The following is a 13,666-nucleotide window of genomic DNA, read 5'->3' on the forward strand; positions in this document are numbered from 1 at the left end:
TTTATTTTTTATAGAAATGAAGAAAATAAACAATGTTTTCCTATAACCACGCACCTTTACCTCTTCACATCTAAGTAAATAATTTATTTTGCAACAAAAATAGTATTTATTTTTAATAGAGAATCATTGTTATTCTTTAAAAATACGGGAAATCCAAAATAAAAGGGAACTGCCGGATTTCAGTCCAGAATTACTGAATATCAAGGGACTTTCCCCCGTACAAACATTTTCCCGCAAAAAGTGCTTTCTGAAGAAAGCACTTTTTGCGGGAAAATGTTGTCTACAGAAAGCATTTTTCTTTATCTTTGTTTTACGGCACGCCTTCCAAGAAGAGTGATTTTATAGCTAGAAGCGGTTCCTATAGCTAATTTTTTACTAAAGATTATTACAAATGACTTTATTCATACATCATGGAAAATAGAATAACAAAACTTTTCAATATAAAATACCCGATCATTCAAGGAGGTATGGTATGGTGTAGCGGCTGGCGCCTAGCCTCCGCAGTAAGTAACAACGGGGGATTAGGATTACTAGGAGCTGGCTCCATGCACCCGGAAGTACTGGTGGAACATATCCGGAAGATGAAAGAGGCCACGGATAAACCGTGGGGGATCAATGTCCCGTTACTTTACCCGGAAATTGACCGGCTTATGAATATCATCATCCAAGAAGGTGTTAAAATTGTGTTCACCTCTGCCGGAAGCCCGAAAAAATGGACTCCCCTGTTAAAGTCGCATGGTATCACTGTGGTACACGTGATCAGTAGTACCCTGTTCGCAAAGAAATGCGAAGAGGCAGGAGTAGATGCGGTTGTCGCAGAAGGTTTTGAAGCCGGGGGACATAACGGACGGGAAGAAACAACCACGCTCACCTTGATTCCCAATGTAGTGGAATCCTGTTCCCTCCCTGTTATTGCCGCAGGAGGAATATCCTCAGGAAAATCCGTGGCAGCCGCCATGACTCTCGGAGCGGAAGGAGTACAAATCGGAACCCGTTTTGCCGTTGCCGCGGAATCTTCCGCCCATCCGACATTCAAACAACGGGTATTTGACACGGAAGAAGGTGGCACCATGTTGGCATTAAAAAAACTCGCCCCCACTCGTCTGATTAAAAACGACTTCTTCAATCAGGTAAAAGCACTGGAAGACGCCGGAGCTGAGGCCGCCCAATTAACCGAACTTCTAGGTAAAGGACGGGCTAAGAAAGGAATCTTCGAAGGTGACATGACGGAAGGCGAGTTAGAAATCGGACAAATCGCATCCATGTTGCACAAAGAAGAAACCGTGGCTGAAATTATGGAAGATATTATCGCTGATTTCAACAAAACAACAAGCAAATTGGGCGATCTGAAACTGTGAAAATGAATTTACATTTATGATAAAATTTACACGCCACACCCTAGACAATGGCTTAACAATGATTTGTAACACGGATACCAGTACTCCATTTGTATCCGTGAACATCCTTTATAAAGTAGGTGCCCGGGACGAAGATCCCAATCGCACGGGCTTTGCCCATCTTTTTGAACATTTAATGTTCGGGGGATCCAAACACATCGCAGATTACGATTATCACGTTCAGAAAGCGGGCGGGGATAGTAATGCTTTCACGAATAACGACTACACGAATTATTACATCACGATTCCGGCTCCCAATATCGAAACGGCCTTGTGGCTAGAATCAGACCGGATGCTAGCACTCGATTTTTCCCAAAAATCACTTGACGTTCAACGCAACGTGGTCATTGAAGAATTCAAACAGCGCTACTTCAATAATCCTTACGGGGACATTTGGTTGAAATTACGTCCATTAGCCTATAAGGTACATCCGTATCAGTGGCCTACTATCGGGAAAAACATTGACCATATCGCAGGGGCATCCTTAGAAGAGGTGGAAGACTTCTTTCATCGTTTCTATGCCCCGGATAATGCCATACTAAGTATCAGTGGTAATATTACCGACGAGAAAGCCCTTGAACTCGTGAAAAAATGGTTCGGGGACATTCCTCCCGCCCGTTATAAGAGAAAAGCATTACCCATGGAACCGCAACAAACCGAAGAGCGTCGCCTCGTATGCGAGCATAACAAAGTTCCGGCAGATGCAATCTATAAAGTATACCACATGGGCGACCGCCGATCGGATAATTTCTACACGTGCGACACGATCTCGGACATATTATCCAACGGTCAATCCTCCCGCTTGTACATCAACCTCATTAAAAACGGGAAATTATTCTCGGAAGTAGACGCTTATATCACCGGGGACATGGATCCGGGATTATTCATTTTCTCCGGGAAACTCTCGGAAGGAGTAGCGATAGAAGAGGCTGAAGCCGCCATCCAAAACGAAATTGATCGTTTTATCGAAGACCCGATTTCTGAACGGGAACTCCAAAAGGTAATCAACAAAACTGAAGCCCGAATCTCTTACAGCGAGATCAATTATCAAGGAAAATCAGCCAACTTGGCGTTTTTTGACTATCTGGGAGATATTAACTTGATTAATTCGGAGTGTACCCGATACGCAGAAGTATCTCTTGATTCGATAAAACAGACCGCCCGAGAATTATTCTCCGCACAGAATTGCTCTACCTTGTGGTATCTTAAAGACAAATAATTGTTATTTTTATGAATAGGAATATAGAACCGTCCATCACTGAAATCTCCCGTCCATCGCTGTGGGGGCATCAACAAATCACGCTTCCCAATGGAATCGAAATCGTGTACCTTCACGATCCCAATCAAGAGGTTTTCAAGATGGACGTGGTACTCTCAGCCGGGATTTACAACCAATCCCGTCCGGTTGTCGCATCAAGCATGATTAACATGCTCAACGAGGGAACCCGTCAACATACCTCTGCTGAAATTGCAGAGCTGTTTGATTATCATGGAGCATACGTGGATTTCAATTGCGGTATGCACAAAGCTGAATTAAGCCTGATTTCGCTTAATAAATACGCCTCGCAAACCATTCGTATGCTGGCAGAAATGACACTTGAAAGTACATTCCCGCAAAAAGAGCTGGAAACGTATATCCGTAATCGAAAACAGCAACATCTGGTAAACATAGAAAAGACCTCTTACCTTGCCCGGATGGAATTCATCTACCGTATGTATGGGAAGGAACATCCTTATGCAAACTGTTTCGCACTGGAAGATTTCGACCAAGTGACACCGGAATTATTACATGATTTCTACTGGGAAAGAGTGCAGGCATCACAATGCAGAATCATGATTTGCGGGAATGTCAGTGATACCGTTTTACAAGAAGTAAGCCAAGCCTTTTCGCCCATGAGCAGTAACCCACTACCACCGGATAAAGTTTATACCATGCGACCAAGCAGCCCCGGTAAATATCATGTCTCGAAACCCGATGCCGTGCAAACCAGCATTCGCATCGGAAAAAGTGGGGTAACCTTATTGGATGAAGACTACACGTATTTCCAGCTTTTAAACATGGTACTCGGTGGCTATTTCGGTTCCCGCCTGATGTCGAACATCCGGGAAGAAAAAGGGTACACCTATGGCATCGGCTCATACAACGTTACCATGCCGCAAGCAGCCCACTGGATGATCGCAACAGATGTCAATGCCGAGGCAACCGAGGCCACGATAACAGAATGTATAAAAGAGATTCGTCGTCTACAGGAAGAACTCGTTCCCGAAGAAGAATTAAGTCTCGTGAAGAGTTATTTTAACGGGGAATTATTACGAGAACTAGACGGTGTTTTCTCCCAGTCCGATGCCTTGAAACACAAACTCAATTACGGGCAAGATAACACGTTCTATCTCCGGGCTATCGACAAGATCCGTTCCTGTACCCCCGAAGACATTACGCGTCTGGCACAAAAATACTTGACCGTGGACGATATGTATATCGTGACAGCTGGGAAAAATTGAAACCTCCCCTATCCACTCCATGAAGTCATTTTAGGTGTGGATAGGGGAGGTCGCCCTTGAACGCCTCTCGGGAGTATTTTATTGCAACATGAAATTTATCGGGATCGTGTAGGAAACCCTCACGGGCTTACCTTTCTGAATTCCAGGTCGCCATCGAGGCATTTCCTGTATTATCCGACACGCCTCATAATCCAAAGAAGGATAAACGGGACGAAGAATTTTTATTTCCGACACGCTCCCGTCTTTCTCTATAATAAATTGCACGTAGACTTTCCCTTGAATCTTCATTTCCAAGGCATCTTTCGGATATTTTATATTCCGCACGATATACATTTCCACCCCCTCGCCTACAAATTGCGGCATTCTCTCCTCGATATATTCCTCGTCAGTCAACACCACTTGCATCTCCTTGTCAATCTTTGCACGGACCTCTTTATCCATCTTGCCCAAAAGAGAAACCACGAGTTTCGTCCCTTTCTTAACCGCCAGCGAGAATTTCCCGTCCACCCCGGTATATATTCTCTCGTTCGAGTTTTTCACCATGACACAAGCCCCGCATAAGGGCTGTTTATTCTTATTTACCACCATCCCTTTCGCCACGAACTTCACCGAATCCTTTTCTGCCGCTTGCAGACAAGTAGTTAAAAACAAAATTCCCAACATGGAAAAAAACGGGATACACCAATCCCATTTCATCTTTAAACCTCTTTTCCCCTTTGTAGTCATAACGAACCTTTTTAATAATTAATAAATCCGCCAAAAACAAGCTCAAGCCACACACCTACTTCAACCTGTTCCTATACCTTCACACTATTTTTCAAAGATATTAAAATAATTTACAAATCTCCTATTTTACATTATATATAATGCAAAATAGGAGATTTATATACAACAAGAGGTTTGTATCTTTACAACTACTGCAATTGGAAATTAATCGGGACAGTATATTCAACACTAACAGGCTTTCCTCTCTGTGTACCCGGCTTCCAGTTTGGCATCAACTGCAGGACACGTATGGCCTCTCGATCCAACAAAGGATCCACTCTCCTTGCAATCTTAAAATCTACAGGCTCCCCGTCTTTATTGATGACAAAAGTCACGAAAACTTTTCCTGTAATATTCTTTTTCATCGCTTCAAAAGGGTAACGGATTCTTTTTGCCAAAAATTTCATCACGTTACCATCTTCACCCACGAATTTAGGCATATCCTCTACAATTTGGAAAACCTCTTCATCCTTATCACCTTTTTCTTTATATCCTACAACCACTAGCTCATCCAACACAACCGGTTCTGTTGTCATTTTTATCCGCATTTTTTTGGCATTCTTCACGGGAAGAAATTGATTTGCCTTTCCAACGTAAGAGAAAATAAGCACGGTTTCCGGTTTTACAGTAATCGAAAATTCTCCCTTATCATCCGTCATCGTCCCAATACCTGTCCCCTTTATTATGACACTTGCTCCAACAAGAGGCTGGTCATTAGTGTCAACAAAATTCCTTTGGCAACTATAGAATCCTGCCCCGTAACGCCCATTACATTTTCATTCACTTGCACGATTGCTTGCACATTACTGGATAAAATCAACAGTCCTGCAATCGGAACAAGCAAGGCATATTTGATTAACCCCATTCTGGAGGTTCTTTTTTTATTCATCATCATAATACGTTTTTTTAATGGTGACACATTAAATTTATTTACTATTTGAGCTGCAGCCGAAGGATGGGATAAACGGAGAAGGTGATATTGGTAAGCCTTACGGTCAAAACCGGAGTGAACAACACACTTATCCGCCAAAAATTCAAGATTACGACGAATCTCGCGTTTCAGTAACCACATGGCGGGATTCATCCAAAAGAAAGCACATAAAATTTCGGAAACCATCACGTCCAACGAATGATACTGTTCCGCATGAATCCGCTCGTGAGTGATAATCTCTTGCATATCATCAGAATTGTATAACGATGGACTTACAAATATCCATTTAAAAAAAGAAAACGGTGTAATCTTCCCCGATAACGTAATCACCGAAGTCGAACAACAGCACGCCCTTTTCCCTTTATAGACTAGCTGAACGATTGAAACCAATTGAATAACAATCCGACCGAGTAAAAGTGTTACGATACCCCAATAGCAAAACCTTAGAATATCCCAGACGCCCACTGATACTTGATGTCCTTCCGGGAACACGCTTACTTCTGGAAGTAAATTGGGTGCGTATTGAACAACCGCTTGTTGAATAGCCATCTTTTGTTCTTCTTCGAATGAAAATGCAACCAAAGGATAAACAAATGATACACCCAATATTGTCCATAAACAAAATCTCCGGATGACAAAGAAGGTATCCTGACTAAATAATAGCCGATAAAAAAGATAAAAAACGACCAGCGCAATATTTACCTTTATCAAATAAATGAACGCCTCATCCATAATTGTATATTTTATTATTTCTCTATTAACTTGATGATCTCTTCGAGATCTTTTGCCGAGATCTTTTGCTCTTTAGCAAAGAACGTCACCATCTCTTTGTAAGAATTTTCAAAATAATTACGTACCACCCCGGACATGAATTTCGTTTTATATTCACTTTCATCCATGACGGGAATATACTCGTAAATATTTCCATGCTTCTTACTGGTCAGGAATCCTTTTTTCTCCAAGTTCTTCACGATAGAAGCGACCGTCGTGTAAGGCGGCCTCGGTTCTTCCATCCGGTTCAAAAAATCTTTTATCACGCCACTTTTCACCTGCCAGATGATCAACATTACCTCTTCTTCCTGATGTGTCAATTTTTCCATACGAACTATTTATTTACGATTCTTTCGCAAATCTACGAAATTTTCGTAATAATACAAGCTTTTCGTAGAAGATATATTTATAACATTTTCGATCTACCCACGTATAGTACTCGAAAAAGGGAAATATGAAAAGAATTACGTTTATCTTTTTGATTGGAATACTATTCTTTACAACAGGTCAGGCTCAGAATAAAAAAGAAATTCGTTTCGAAAAAGAGTTTCAGAAAACACTGGCACTGGTGAATAGTGATCAATTCACTGTTAAGTTCTATATTGCGACCCCCACCGTACAAACACTTTTCACATCGCCGGGGGCGGGTGCCAACATTGACATTAACCCACAAAATTGTTATCTAAGCATAAATGACTCCTTGGTAACGACACAACTTCCTTATTTCGGCAGAGCTACATGGGCATCAAATTCACACTTAGATTCAGTTTCCTTCAACACGGTATTATTCAGTCGCACGGTAAAAATTTACCAAGATGGAAAAAAGAAAGCGATTGCCTATCAAATAACCGTTCGCTCCAACCAAGATATTTGTTATCTGAACATGGATATTCAATATGACGGAACTTGCTATTTATATTTTAGTGACCGTAAGCGGGCTCCTATCAGTTATGTCGGGCAAATAACACCCTTAAATTCTACTACGCAAAAAAGATATAGGCCATCACCAAAGCAGCAATAATACCCGCAAAATCGGCAATCAATCCACAAGGTATCGCGTAACGTGTATTTTTAATCCCCACCGCACCAAAATACACGGCGATAATATAAAATGTCGTATCCGTAGCCCCTTGAAAAGTTGATGCTAATCGCCCGGCGAAAGAGTCTGCCCCGAACGTATTCATGGTATCAATCATCAGCCCCCGCGCCCCACTTCCACTAAGCGGTTTCATCAAGGCCGTAGGCAAGGCCGGTATAAAATCAGCATCTAATCCACAAGCCAGACACAAACGTTCCAATCCATTCATCAACATGTCCATCGCTCCCGCTGCCCGAAACACTCCAACCGCTACAAGAATAGCCACTAAATAAGGAATAATCTTTATCGCGACAGAAAAACCCTCTTTTGCACCATCAATAAAAGCGTCGTACACATTTATCTTACGCCAAGCTCCCATCGCAATAAAAGCCGTGATGATCGAAAAAAGAATAACATTGCTCGCCACCGTGGAAATCGTCGTGATCGTTTCCTTGTCCAACCCGGAAAAATACCAGATTAAACCACCCACGGCCAAAGTGCCCCCTATCAAATAAGCCATGACAACCCGGTTAAACAGGTTCAACCGTTGATATACCGCCACGGCAATCAGCCCGGCTAACGTGGACACGTAAGTTGCCAACAAGATCGGAATAAATATATCAGCCGGATTCGCGGCCCCCATCTGCGCTCGATACACCATGATCGAGACCGGGATAATCGTCAAACCGGAAGTATTCAGCACCAGAAACATGATTTGTGCATTGGAAGCCCGATCTTTATGAGGATTCACCTCCTGCATTTGCTGCATCGCTTTCAATCCCACGGGAGTGGCTGCATTATCCAACCCGAGCATATTTGCCGCAATATTCATCATGATCGAACCGTATGCCGGACTATCCGGTGGCAATTCCGGGAACAACTTCCGGAAAAAAGGACTGATCAACCATGACATCACTTTCACGGCCCCTCCCCGTTCTCCAATTTTCATGATCCCCATCCACAAGGTCAATACTCCCGTTAAACCTAGCGAGATCTCAAACCCCGTTTTGGACATATCAAAGGTGGCCTTCACGATGGCAGAAAAAACTTCTGTATCACCCATGAAGATCAATTTACAAAACGCCACGATAAATGCCGCACCAAAAAAGAAAATCCAGATATAATTGAGAACCATAAAATCAATTGAAAATGCAAAATTGAAAATTGAAAATTAAAAAAAGAAATCATCTTTCATTTTCAATTCTCAACTTTCAATTATTTAATGTTTTGCTTTACAAGCTTTTATCGTGTTTTGCAACAACGTCACGATGGTCATCGGTCCCACACCACCGGGAACCGGAGTAATATATGAACATTTAGGAGCCACGTGGTCATAATCCACGTCACCGACCAATTTCCAGCCATTCTTTGCAGTTTCCGAAGGAATACGATGAATCCCGACATCCACCACAACAGCTCCCTCTTTCACCATATCTTCTTTCAGGAAATGCGGAACACCAATCGCCACGATCAAAATATCCGCCTGCCGAGTAATATCTTTCAAATTCGCCGTTCTACTATGACATAATGTAACGGTACAATTAGCATTTTTGGCTTTCCGGGACATCAATACCGCCATGGGTGTTCCCACGATATTACTTCTTCCGACAACAACACAATGCTTGCCTTCTGTCGGGATGTTATAACGGGTCAGCAATTCCACAATACCCGCCGGGGTTGCTGGCAAATAGGTTGGTAATCCTAACACCATGCGACCCACGTTACAAGGATGGAAACCATCCACATCCTTATCCGGATGAATACGGTTCAAAACTTTCTCTTCGGAAATATGTTTCGGGAGAGGTAACTGCACAATAAACCCATCCACATCGGGGTCCTCGTTCAACTTATCAATGACTGCCAACAACTGCTCTTCAGTGATGTCATCACCATAACGCAATTCTGAACTTTTCATCCCTACCGCCTGACAGGCCTTCACTTTACTAGCAACGTACGTTTCGCTAGCCCCGTCATTTCCTACAAGTACAGCAACCAAATGCGGAACCTTTTTCCCTTCTGCCACGAAAGCAGCGATTTCATCTGCAAGCTCTTGCTTTACCTGTGCTGAAATTTTTTTACCGTCAATAATTTCCATCTAATCAATTTTAAATTTTAGATTTTAAATTTCACATGAACATTCACGTAAAATCTAAAATTACAATTTTATCTATTTGATTTTAAATCTTAAACCTCAAATTCAAACCTGATAAAAGGATTAAATCTAAAATCTAAAATTTAAAATCTAAAATCTTTAGCGTCTCTTCATCGGGGCATTCCCCATCATCTTACCGCCCTTGGATAACATTCGCATCATCTTTTTGGATTCATCGAACTGTTTCAACAAGCGATTTACATCTTGAATAGTGGTACCGCTACCGGATGCAATACGTTTACGACGAGAACCGTTGATTAGTTCCGGATTCTCCCGCTCTTCCGGGGTCATCGAGTAAATGATAGCCTCAACTCCTTTAAACGCATCATCATCAATATCCACATCTTTCAATGCTTTACCCACACCCGGGATCATGGATGCCAGATCTTTTATGTTACCCATCTTTTTGATCTGCTGAATCTGGCTCAAGAAGTCATTAAAATTAAACTGATTCTTGGCGATCTTTTTCTGTAACTTCTTCGCCTCCTCCGCGTCAAATTGCTCCTGAGCTTTTTCAACCAAAGAAACAATATCACCCATACCCAAGATACGGTCAGCCATACGTTCGGGATGGAACACATCAAGAGCCTCCAGTTTTTCACCCGTACCGACAAATTTAATTGGCTTACTCACCACGGTACGAATAGACAATGCCGCACCACCACGGGTATCACCATCCAGCTTGGTCAGGATCACACCATCAAAGTTCAGACGATCGTTAAATTCCTTCGCCGTGTTCACGGCATCCTGTCCGGTCATGGCATCCACCACGAAAAGGGTCTCTTCCGGATCGATTGCTTTCTTGATGGCAGCAATTTCATTCATCATCTGCTCGTCAATAGCCAAACGTCCCGCAGTATCGACAATCACGACATCTTTACCCGTAGCCCGGGCCTCTTTCACGGCATTCAAGGCAATTTTCACAGGATCATTGTTTCCTTCCTCGCTATACACGGGTACCCCGATCTGCTCCCCAAGCACTTTTAACTGCTCGATAGCTGCAGGACGGTAAACGTCACAAGCTACTAACAAAGGATGTTTTCCCCGCTTTGTCTTCAGTAAATTAGCCAGTTTACCAGAAAATGTTGTTTTACCGGAACCTTGCAGACCCGACATCAAGATAACAGCCGGATTACCTTTTATATTAATATCGACATGGGTCCCTCCCATCAACTGGATCAATTCATCGTGAACAATCTTCACCATCATCTGACCCGGTTTCACGGCCGTCAGCACGTTCATTCCCAATGCCTTTTCTTTTACCGTGTTGGTAAACTCTTTCGCGATCTTATAGTTTACGTCGGCATCCAACAATGAACGTCTCACCTCTTTAAGCGTTTCGGCCACGTTAATCTCGGTGATCTTTCCCTGTCCTTTTAAAATCTTAAACGATTTTTCTAACCTCTCCGATAGATTCTCAAACATAATTTATCAATTGAAATTCGAAAATTGAAAATTACAATGCACTCACATCTAATCTTCAAAATTCGCTATTATAACTCTTAATTAATTCATTCCCCGCAAAATTAATAATTTTACCCGAAAACATACATTTTCACTTTTCAATTTTGCGACACTCTTCTTTTTACTATTTCCGACTGATGTTCTTCAACACCACAAACGTTTTGTCTATTAACGAATTATCTACCACAACGGTAAACTCGTTGGTGGAAGAAATAACCTCCGTCAAGTTGATCCCCTCCCAAGATAACTCCTTCATTATGCAATAATAGAAACCGGGTTGCAATATATTTCCTTTAGGGAGCTTCAACGTAACGGACGACAAACCATTCTTTTTGAAAATACACTGTTCCTCCTTGAAATGTTCATCCACCATCCCTTCCATGATTTCACTCACGACAAGGTTGGTCTCGAAAACCCCCTGCACCATCGTGTAGAAGACCTCGTCTCTTCGTGCAATGGATTTCAGCACCCGGATATGGCAATCCATCAGAGTATTCGAATTTTTAAACGTGTAATCACACAAGTTACTCCTCAAGATAATATCCCCCATGTTATTCAGCAACTTGTTTAATTGTACCTGTTCCCGCACTTGTAAATAAGGAGCCAACCGATTCAACGCCATCACGATTGCACCTGCATTTACCGGCTTTCCCAATAATTTCTCCACTTCTTCCTGTATCTGTCGGGCCAAAGCCGAGATATTGATAATCCCTGCCGCCAAAGATTCCGACAAATAAGGTTTATGCTTTACGATTCCTTCCACTGCTTGGGCTACACTGATCATGTTAATTGAAAATTGAAAGTTGAAAATTGAAAATTATTTCTCTCATTATTAATATAGTTCTATCCACTCGTAAGCATTTCCCACGTAATCCATATAACGAATGAAATCTTCCGTTTTTATGGCTAACGAGGCGTGATTGTCATTCGGGTGGAATGATAATCTTTTGGCTTCCTGTAAATGCTTATCCAGAAATACATACACGTGGTGTTCCGCATCATTCAGCAAACCAAAAGGACTGACAGAACCGGGACGTAATCCCAAATATTTTTCCATTCGAGTTTCAGAGGCAAAACTTAACTTACCCTGCTTCAACATTTTTTCCATATCATGGATAGCCATATCATGATCACATTGAAGAATTACCAAATAATGACGATTCCCCTTGTGATTTCTGAAAAACAAGTTCTTGCAATGTGTACTATCCAGATTTTTCCAATATTGTCTGGCAATCTCAATCGTCGGTGCAGCCGGATGTTCCGTATATTCAAACTCTATCCCCAGAGCTGCCAACGTTTCATATACTTTCTCCTGTCCTACCATGTATTAATTAATTTTTGATTTTATGATTTTAGATTTTAGATTCCAGCCACACGGAGCCAACGCTTCTTGATTTCCAACTTTTATCTTTTAGTTTTTATCTTTTACCTTTCCAATCTACCCCCTCTAACTCCCCCTTACACAGGGGGAGCCGGTGGGGGTAGTCCTTTCATTCTAAATTTTAAATTCTACATTACCCAAAACCATAAACTTCATTCAAACTTTTAGTTTTTAACCTTTAACTTTTATCTTTTAACCTTCCCTGCCACGTATCCAATTCTTCCAAACGTTTATCCAATTTTGCCGTGAACTCGAAATTTTTAATTCCCCATTGTGGAGCGATTAAATATTCGGGAGGTGATTGATTCACGAAACGCTCCAAATAAACATCGGACCGGATACGTTCGATAACTTCCACGACAAAATCCAAATATTCATCCAACGTGTAAAGACGAAAGAGTGCCGGATTTTCCAAATATTGTTCCGCCAATCGAGTCCCTTTCACAATTTGCAACTGGTGAAGTTTCAATACTTGAATCGGCAATTCACACAAACGAATAGCCCCCTCCAACATGGATTCACGACTTTCCCCCGGTAACCCGAAAATCAAATGCGCACCAATCGTTATTCCACGTCCCGCTGTAGCTCGGATAGCCTGTTCTGCAACGGCAAAATCATGTCCCCGGTTTACCTGACGTAAAACAGTATCATTCACGGACTCCACCCCGTATTCCACGCAGACATAATACCGCCTTGCCAATTCCTCCAGATAATCCAAAACCTCCTCGCTCACCACATCCGGTCGCGTCCCGATTACCAATCCCGAGATCATCGGATGAGCCAAAGCCTCTTCATAACGTAACTTCAACACGTCTAACGGCGCATACGTGTTCGAATACGCCTGAAAATAAGCCAAATATCTTTGTCCCTTATACTTCCGGGCAAAAAAACGGATACCTTCATCGATCTGTTCCGTAATTCCCCGCACCGCTCGACAATAATCGGGGTTAAAACTCTCGTTATTACAGAACGAACATCCCCCCACTCCCTTACTCCCATCCCGGTTAGGACAAGTGAATCCTCCATCTATCGACAACTTTTGTACCCTTTCCTCGAAAAGAGTTTTAAAAAAAGTCGGATAATCATTATATCGTTTTTTACCGAGTTCAAATTTCATCTGGAACAAAATATTAACAGCTCGCAAAAATAAATATTTATCTGTTTAGAATTTAACAAAACCCACTAATTTTTTATCAACACCTCTATTTTTACCGAAAAGTTACCA

14 protein-coding genes are annotated in these 13,666 nt (G+C 42.0%); 4 read left to right on the forward strand and 10 right to left on the reverse strand.

What is annotated here, in order from left to right; all coding sequences use genetic code 11:
* Positions 1 to 410: 410 nt before the first annotated feature.
* From R8806_RS09165 to R8806_RS09175, 3 genes are read left to right on the forward strand one after another with little or no spacing between them, the layout of a single operon-like run.
* On the forward strand, positions 411 to 1,358 hold the full coding sequence (locus R8806_RS09165) for an NAD(P)H-dependent flavin oxidoreductase (RefSeq protein WP_151412135.1): 948 nt from the start codon (positions 411 to 413) through the stop codon (positions 1,356 to 1,358).
* A gap of 16 nt (positions 1,359 to 1,374) precedes the next feature.
* Complete coding sequence (locus R8806_RS09170; protein ID WP_124317794.1) at positions 1,375 to 2,616, forward strand: M16 family metallopeptidase; 1,242 nt, start codon at positions 1,375 to 1,377, stop codon at positions 2,614 to 2,616.
* 11 nt (positions 2,617 to 2,627) lie between these two features.
* Positions 2,628 to 3,899 carry a M16 family metallopeptidase gene (locus R8806_RS09175; RefSeq protein ID WP_124317795.1) on the forward strand — a complete coding sequence of 424 codons (1,272 nt, stop codon included), beginning with the start codon at positions 2,628 to 2,630 and terminating at the stop codon, positions 3,897 to 3,899.
* Between the two features lie 78 nt (positions 3,900 to 3,977).
* On the opposite strand, the gene R8806_RS09180 is transcribed toward R8806_RS09175, so the two are convergent.
* From R8806_RS09180 to R8806_RS09195, 4 genes are all read right to left on the reverse strand, one after another.
* A complete protein-coding gene (locus tag R8806_RS09180; RefSeq protein WP_151412134.1) occupies positions 3,978 to 4,625 on the reverse strand; it encodes an energy transducer TonB in 648 nt (215 codons plus the stop codon).
* Between the two features lie 188 nt (positions 4,626 to 4,813).
* Positions 4,814 to 5,350, reverse strand: a complete 537-nt coding sequence (locus tag R8806_RS09185) for an energy transducer TonB (protein ID WP_307720348.1) — start codon at positions 5,348 to 5,350, stop codon at positions 4,814 to 4,816.
* Positions 5,347 to 6,327 carry a M56 family metallopeptidase gene (locus tag R8806_RS09190; protein ID WP_124317796.1) on the reverse strand — a complete coding sequence of 327 codons (981 nt, stop codon included), beginning with the start codon at positions 6,325 to 6,327 and terminating at the stop codon, positions 5,347 to 5,349. The genes R8806_RS09185 and R8806_RS09190 overlap by 4 nt, the downstream gene beginning before the upstream one ends.
* 14 nt (positions 6,328 to 6,341) lie before the next feature.
* Positions 6,342 to 6,695 carry a BlaI/MecI/CopY family transcriptional regulator gene (locus R8806_RS09195; RefSeq protein WP_151412132.1) on the reverse strand — a complete coding sequence of 118 codons (354 nt, stop codon included), beginning with the start codon at positions 6,693 to 6,695 and terminating at the stop codon, positions 6,342 to 6,344.
* A gap of 125 nt (positions 6,696 to 6,820) precedes the next feature.
* On the opposite strand from R8806_RS09195, the gene R8806_RS09200 reads away from it, so the two are divergent.
* Positions 6,821 to 7,387, forward strand: coding sequence for a DUF4251 domain-containing protein (locus tag R8806_RS09200; RefSeq protein WP_124318367.1), 567 nt, complete (start codon positions 6,821 to 6,823; stop codon positions 7,385 to 7,387).
* Here R8806_RS09200 and R8806_RS09205 read toward each other — a convergent pair.
* The 6 genes from R8806_RS09205 to R8806_RS09230 form a co-directional block, all read right to left on the reverse strand.
* The gene (locus R8806_RS09205) at positions 7,347 to 8,579 is read right to left on the reverse strand and encodes a nucleoside recognition domain-containing protein (protein WP_151412131.1); all 1,233 of its coding nucleotides are present in this window, start codon (positions 8,577 to 8,579) and stop codon (positions 7,347 to 7,349) included. The two genes, R8806_RS09200 and R8806_RS09205, sit on opposite strands and share 41 nt — an antisense overlap.
* An 84-nt stretch (positions 8,580 to 8,663) precedes the next feature.
* Positions 8,664 to 9,539 carry a bifunctional methylenetetrahydrofolate dehydrogenase/methenyltetrahydrofolate cyclohydrolase FolD gene (gene folD / locus R8806_RS09210; protein ID WP_087421071.1) on the reverse strand — a complete coding sequence of 292 codons (876 nt, stop codon included), beginning with the start codon at positions 9,537 to 9,539 and terminating at the stop codon, positions 8,664 to 8,666.
* Between the two features lie 156 nt (positions 9,540 to 9,695).
* The gene (ffh, locus tag R8806_RS09215; protein WP_087421070.1) at positions 9,696 to 11,021 is read right to left on the reverse strand and encodes a signal recognition particle protein; all 1,326 of its coding nucleotides are present in this window, start codon (positions 11,019 to 11,021) and stop codon (positions 9,696 to 9,698) included.
* A 163-nt stretch (positions 11,022 to 11,184) separates the two neighbouring features.
* Entirely contained in the window at positions 11,185 to 11,844 is a 660-nt protein-coding gene (locus tag R8806_RS09220; RefSeq protein ID WP_087421069.1) for an aspartate kinase, read from the reverse strand.
* 48 nt (positions 11,845 to 11,892) lie between these two features.
* Positions 11,893 to 12,384, reverse strand: a complete 492-nt coding sequence (locus tag R8806_RS09225; RefSeq protein ID WP_124318264.1) for a prolyl-tRNA synthetase associated domain-containing protein — start codon at positions 12,382 to 12,384, stop codon at positions 11,893 to 11,895.
* A 235-nt stretch (positions 12,385 to 12,619) separates the two neighbouring features.
* Positions 12,620 to 13,558 carry a TIGR01212 family radical SAM protein gene (locus R8806_RS09230; RefSeq protein WP_124318450.1) on the reverse strand — a complete coding sequence of 313 codons (939 nt, stop codon included), beginning with the start codon at positions 13,556 to 13,558 and terminating at the stop codon, positions 12,620 to 12,622.
* Positions 13,559 to 13,666: the final 108 nt, after the last annotated feature.

The organism is Butyricimonas faecihominis (genome assembly GCF_033096445.1).
GTDB lineage: Bacteria > Bacteroidota > Bacteroidia > Bacteroidales > Marinifilaceae > Butyricimonas > Butyricimonas faecihominis.

Coding starts and splice junctions, on each gene's coding strand:
- R8806_RS09165 (WP_151412135.1), top strand. CDS start 411: ATGGAAAATAGAATAACAAAACTTTTCAATATAAAATACCCGATCATT.
- R8806_RS09170 (WP_124317794.1), top strand. CDS start 1,375: ATGATAAAATTTACACGCCACACCCTAGACAATGGCTTAACAATGATT.
- R8806_RS09175 (WP_124317795.1), top strand. CDS start 2,628: ATGAATAGGAATATAGAACCGTCCATCACTGAAATCTCCCGTCCATCG.
- R8806_RS09180 (WP_151412134.1), bottom strand. CDS start 4,625: ATGACTACAAAGGGGAAAAGAGGTTTAAAGATGAAATGGGATTGGTGT.
- R8806_RS09190 (WP_124317796.1), bottom strand. CDS start 6,327: ATGGATGAGGCGTTCATTTATTTGATAAAGGTAAATATTGCGCTGGTC.
- R8806_RS09195 (WP_151412132.1), bottom strand. CDS start 6,695: ATGGAAAAATTGACACATCAGGAAGAAGAGGTAATGTTGATCATCTGG.
- R8806_RS09200 (WP_124318367.1), top strand. CDS start 6,821: ATGAAAAGAATTACGTTTATCTTTTTGATTGGAATACTATTCTTTACA.
- R8806_RS09205 (WP_151412131.1), bottom strand. CDS start 8,579: ATGGTTCTCAATTATATCTGGATTTTCTTTTTTGGTGCGGCATTTATC.
- folD (WP_087421071.1), bottom strand. CDS start 9,539: ATGGAAATTATTGACGGTAAAAAAATTTCAGCACAGGTAAAGCAAGAG.
- ffh (WP_087421070.1), bottom strand. CDS start 11,021: ATGTTTGAGAATCTATCGGAGAGGTTAGAAAAATCGTTTAAGATTTTA.
- R8806_RS09220 (WP_087421069.1), bottom strand. CDS start 11,844: ATGATCAGTGTAGCCCAAGCAGTGGAAGGAATCGTAAAGCATAAACCT.
- R8806_RS09225 (WP_124318264.1), bottom strand. CDS start 12,384: ATGGTAGGACAGGAGAAAGTATATGAAACGTTGGCAGCTCTGGGGATA.
- R8806_RS09230 (WP_124318450.1), bottom strand. CDS start 13,558: ATGAAATTTGAACTCGGTAAAAAACGATATAATGATTATCCGACTTTT.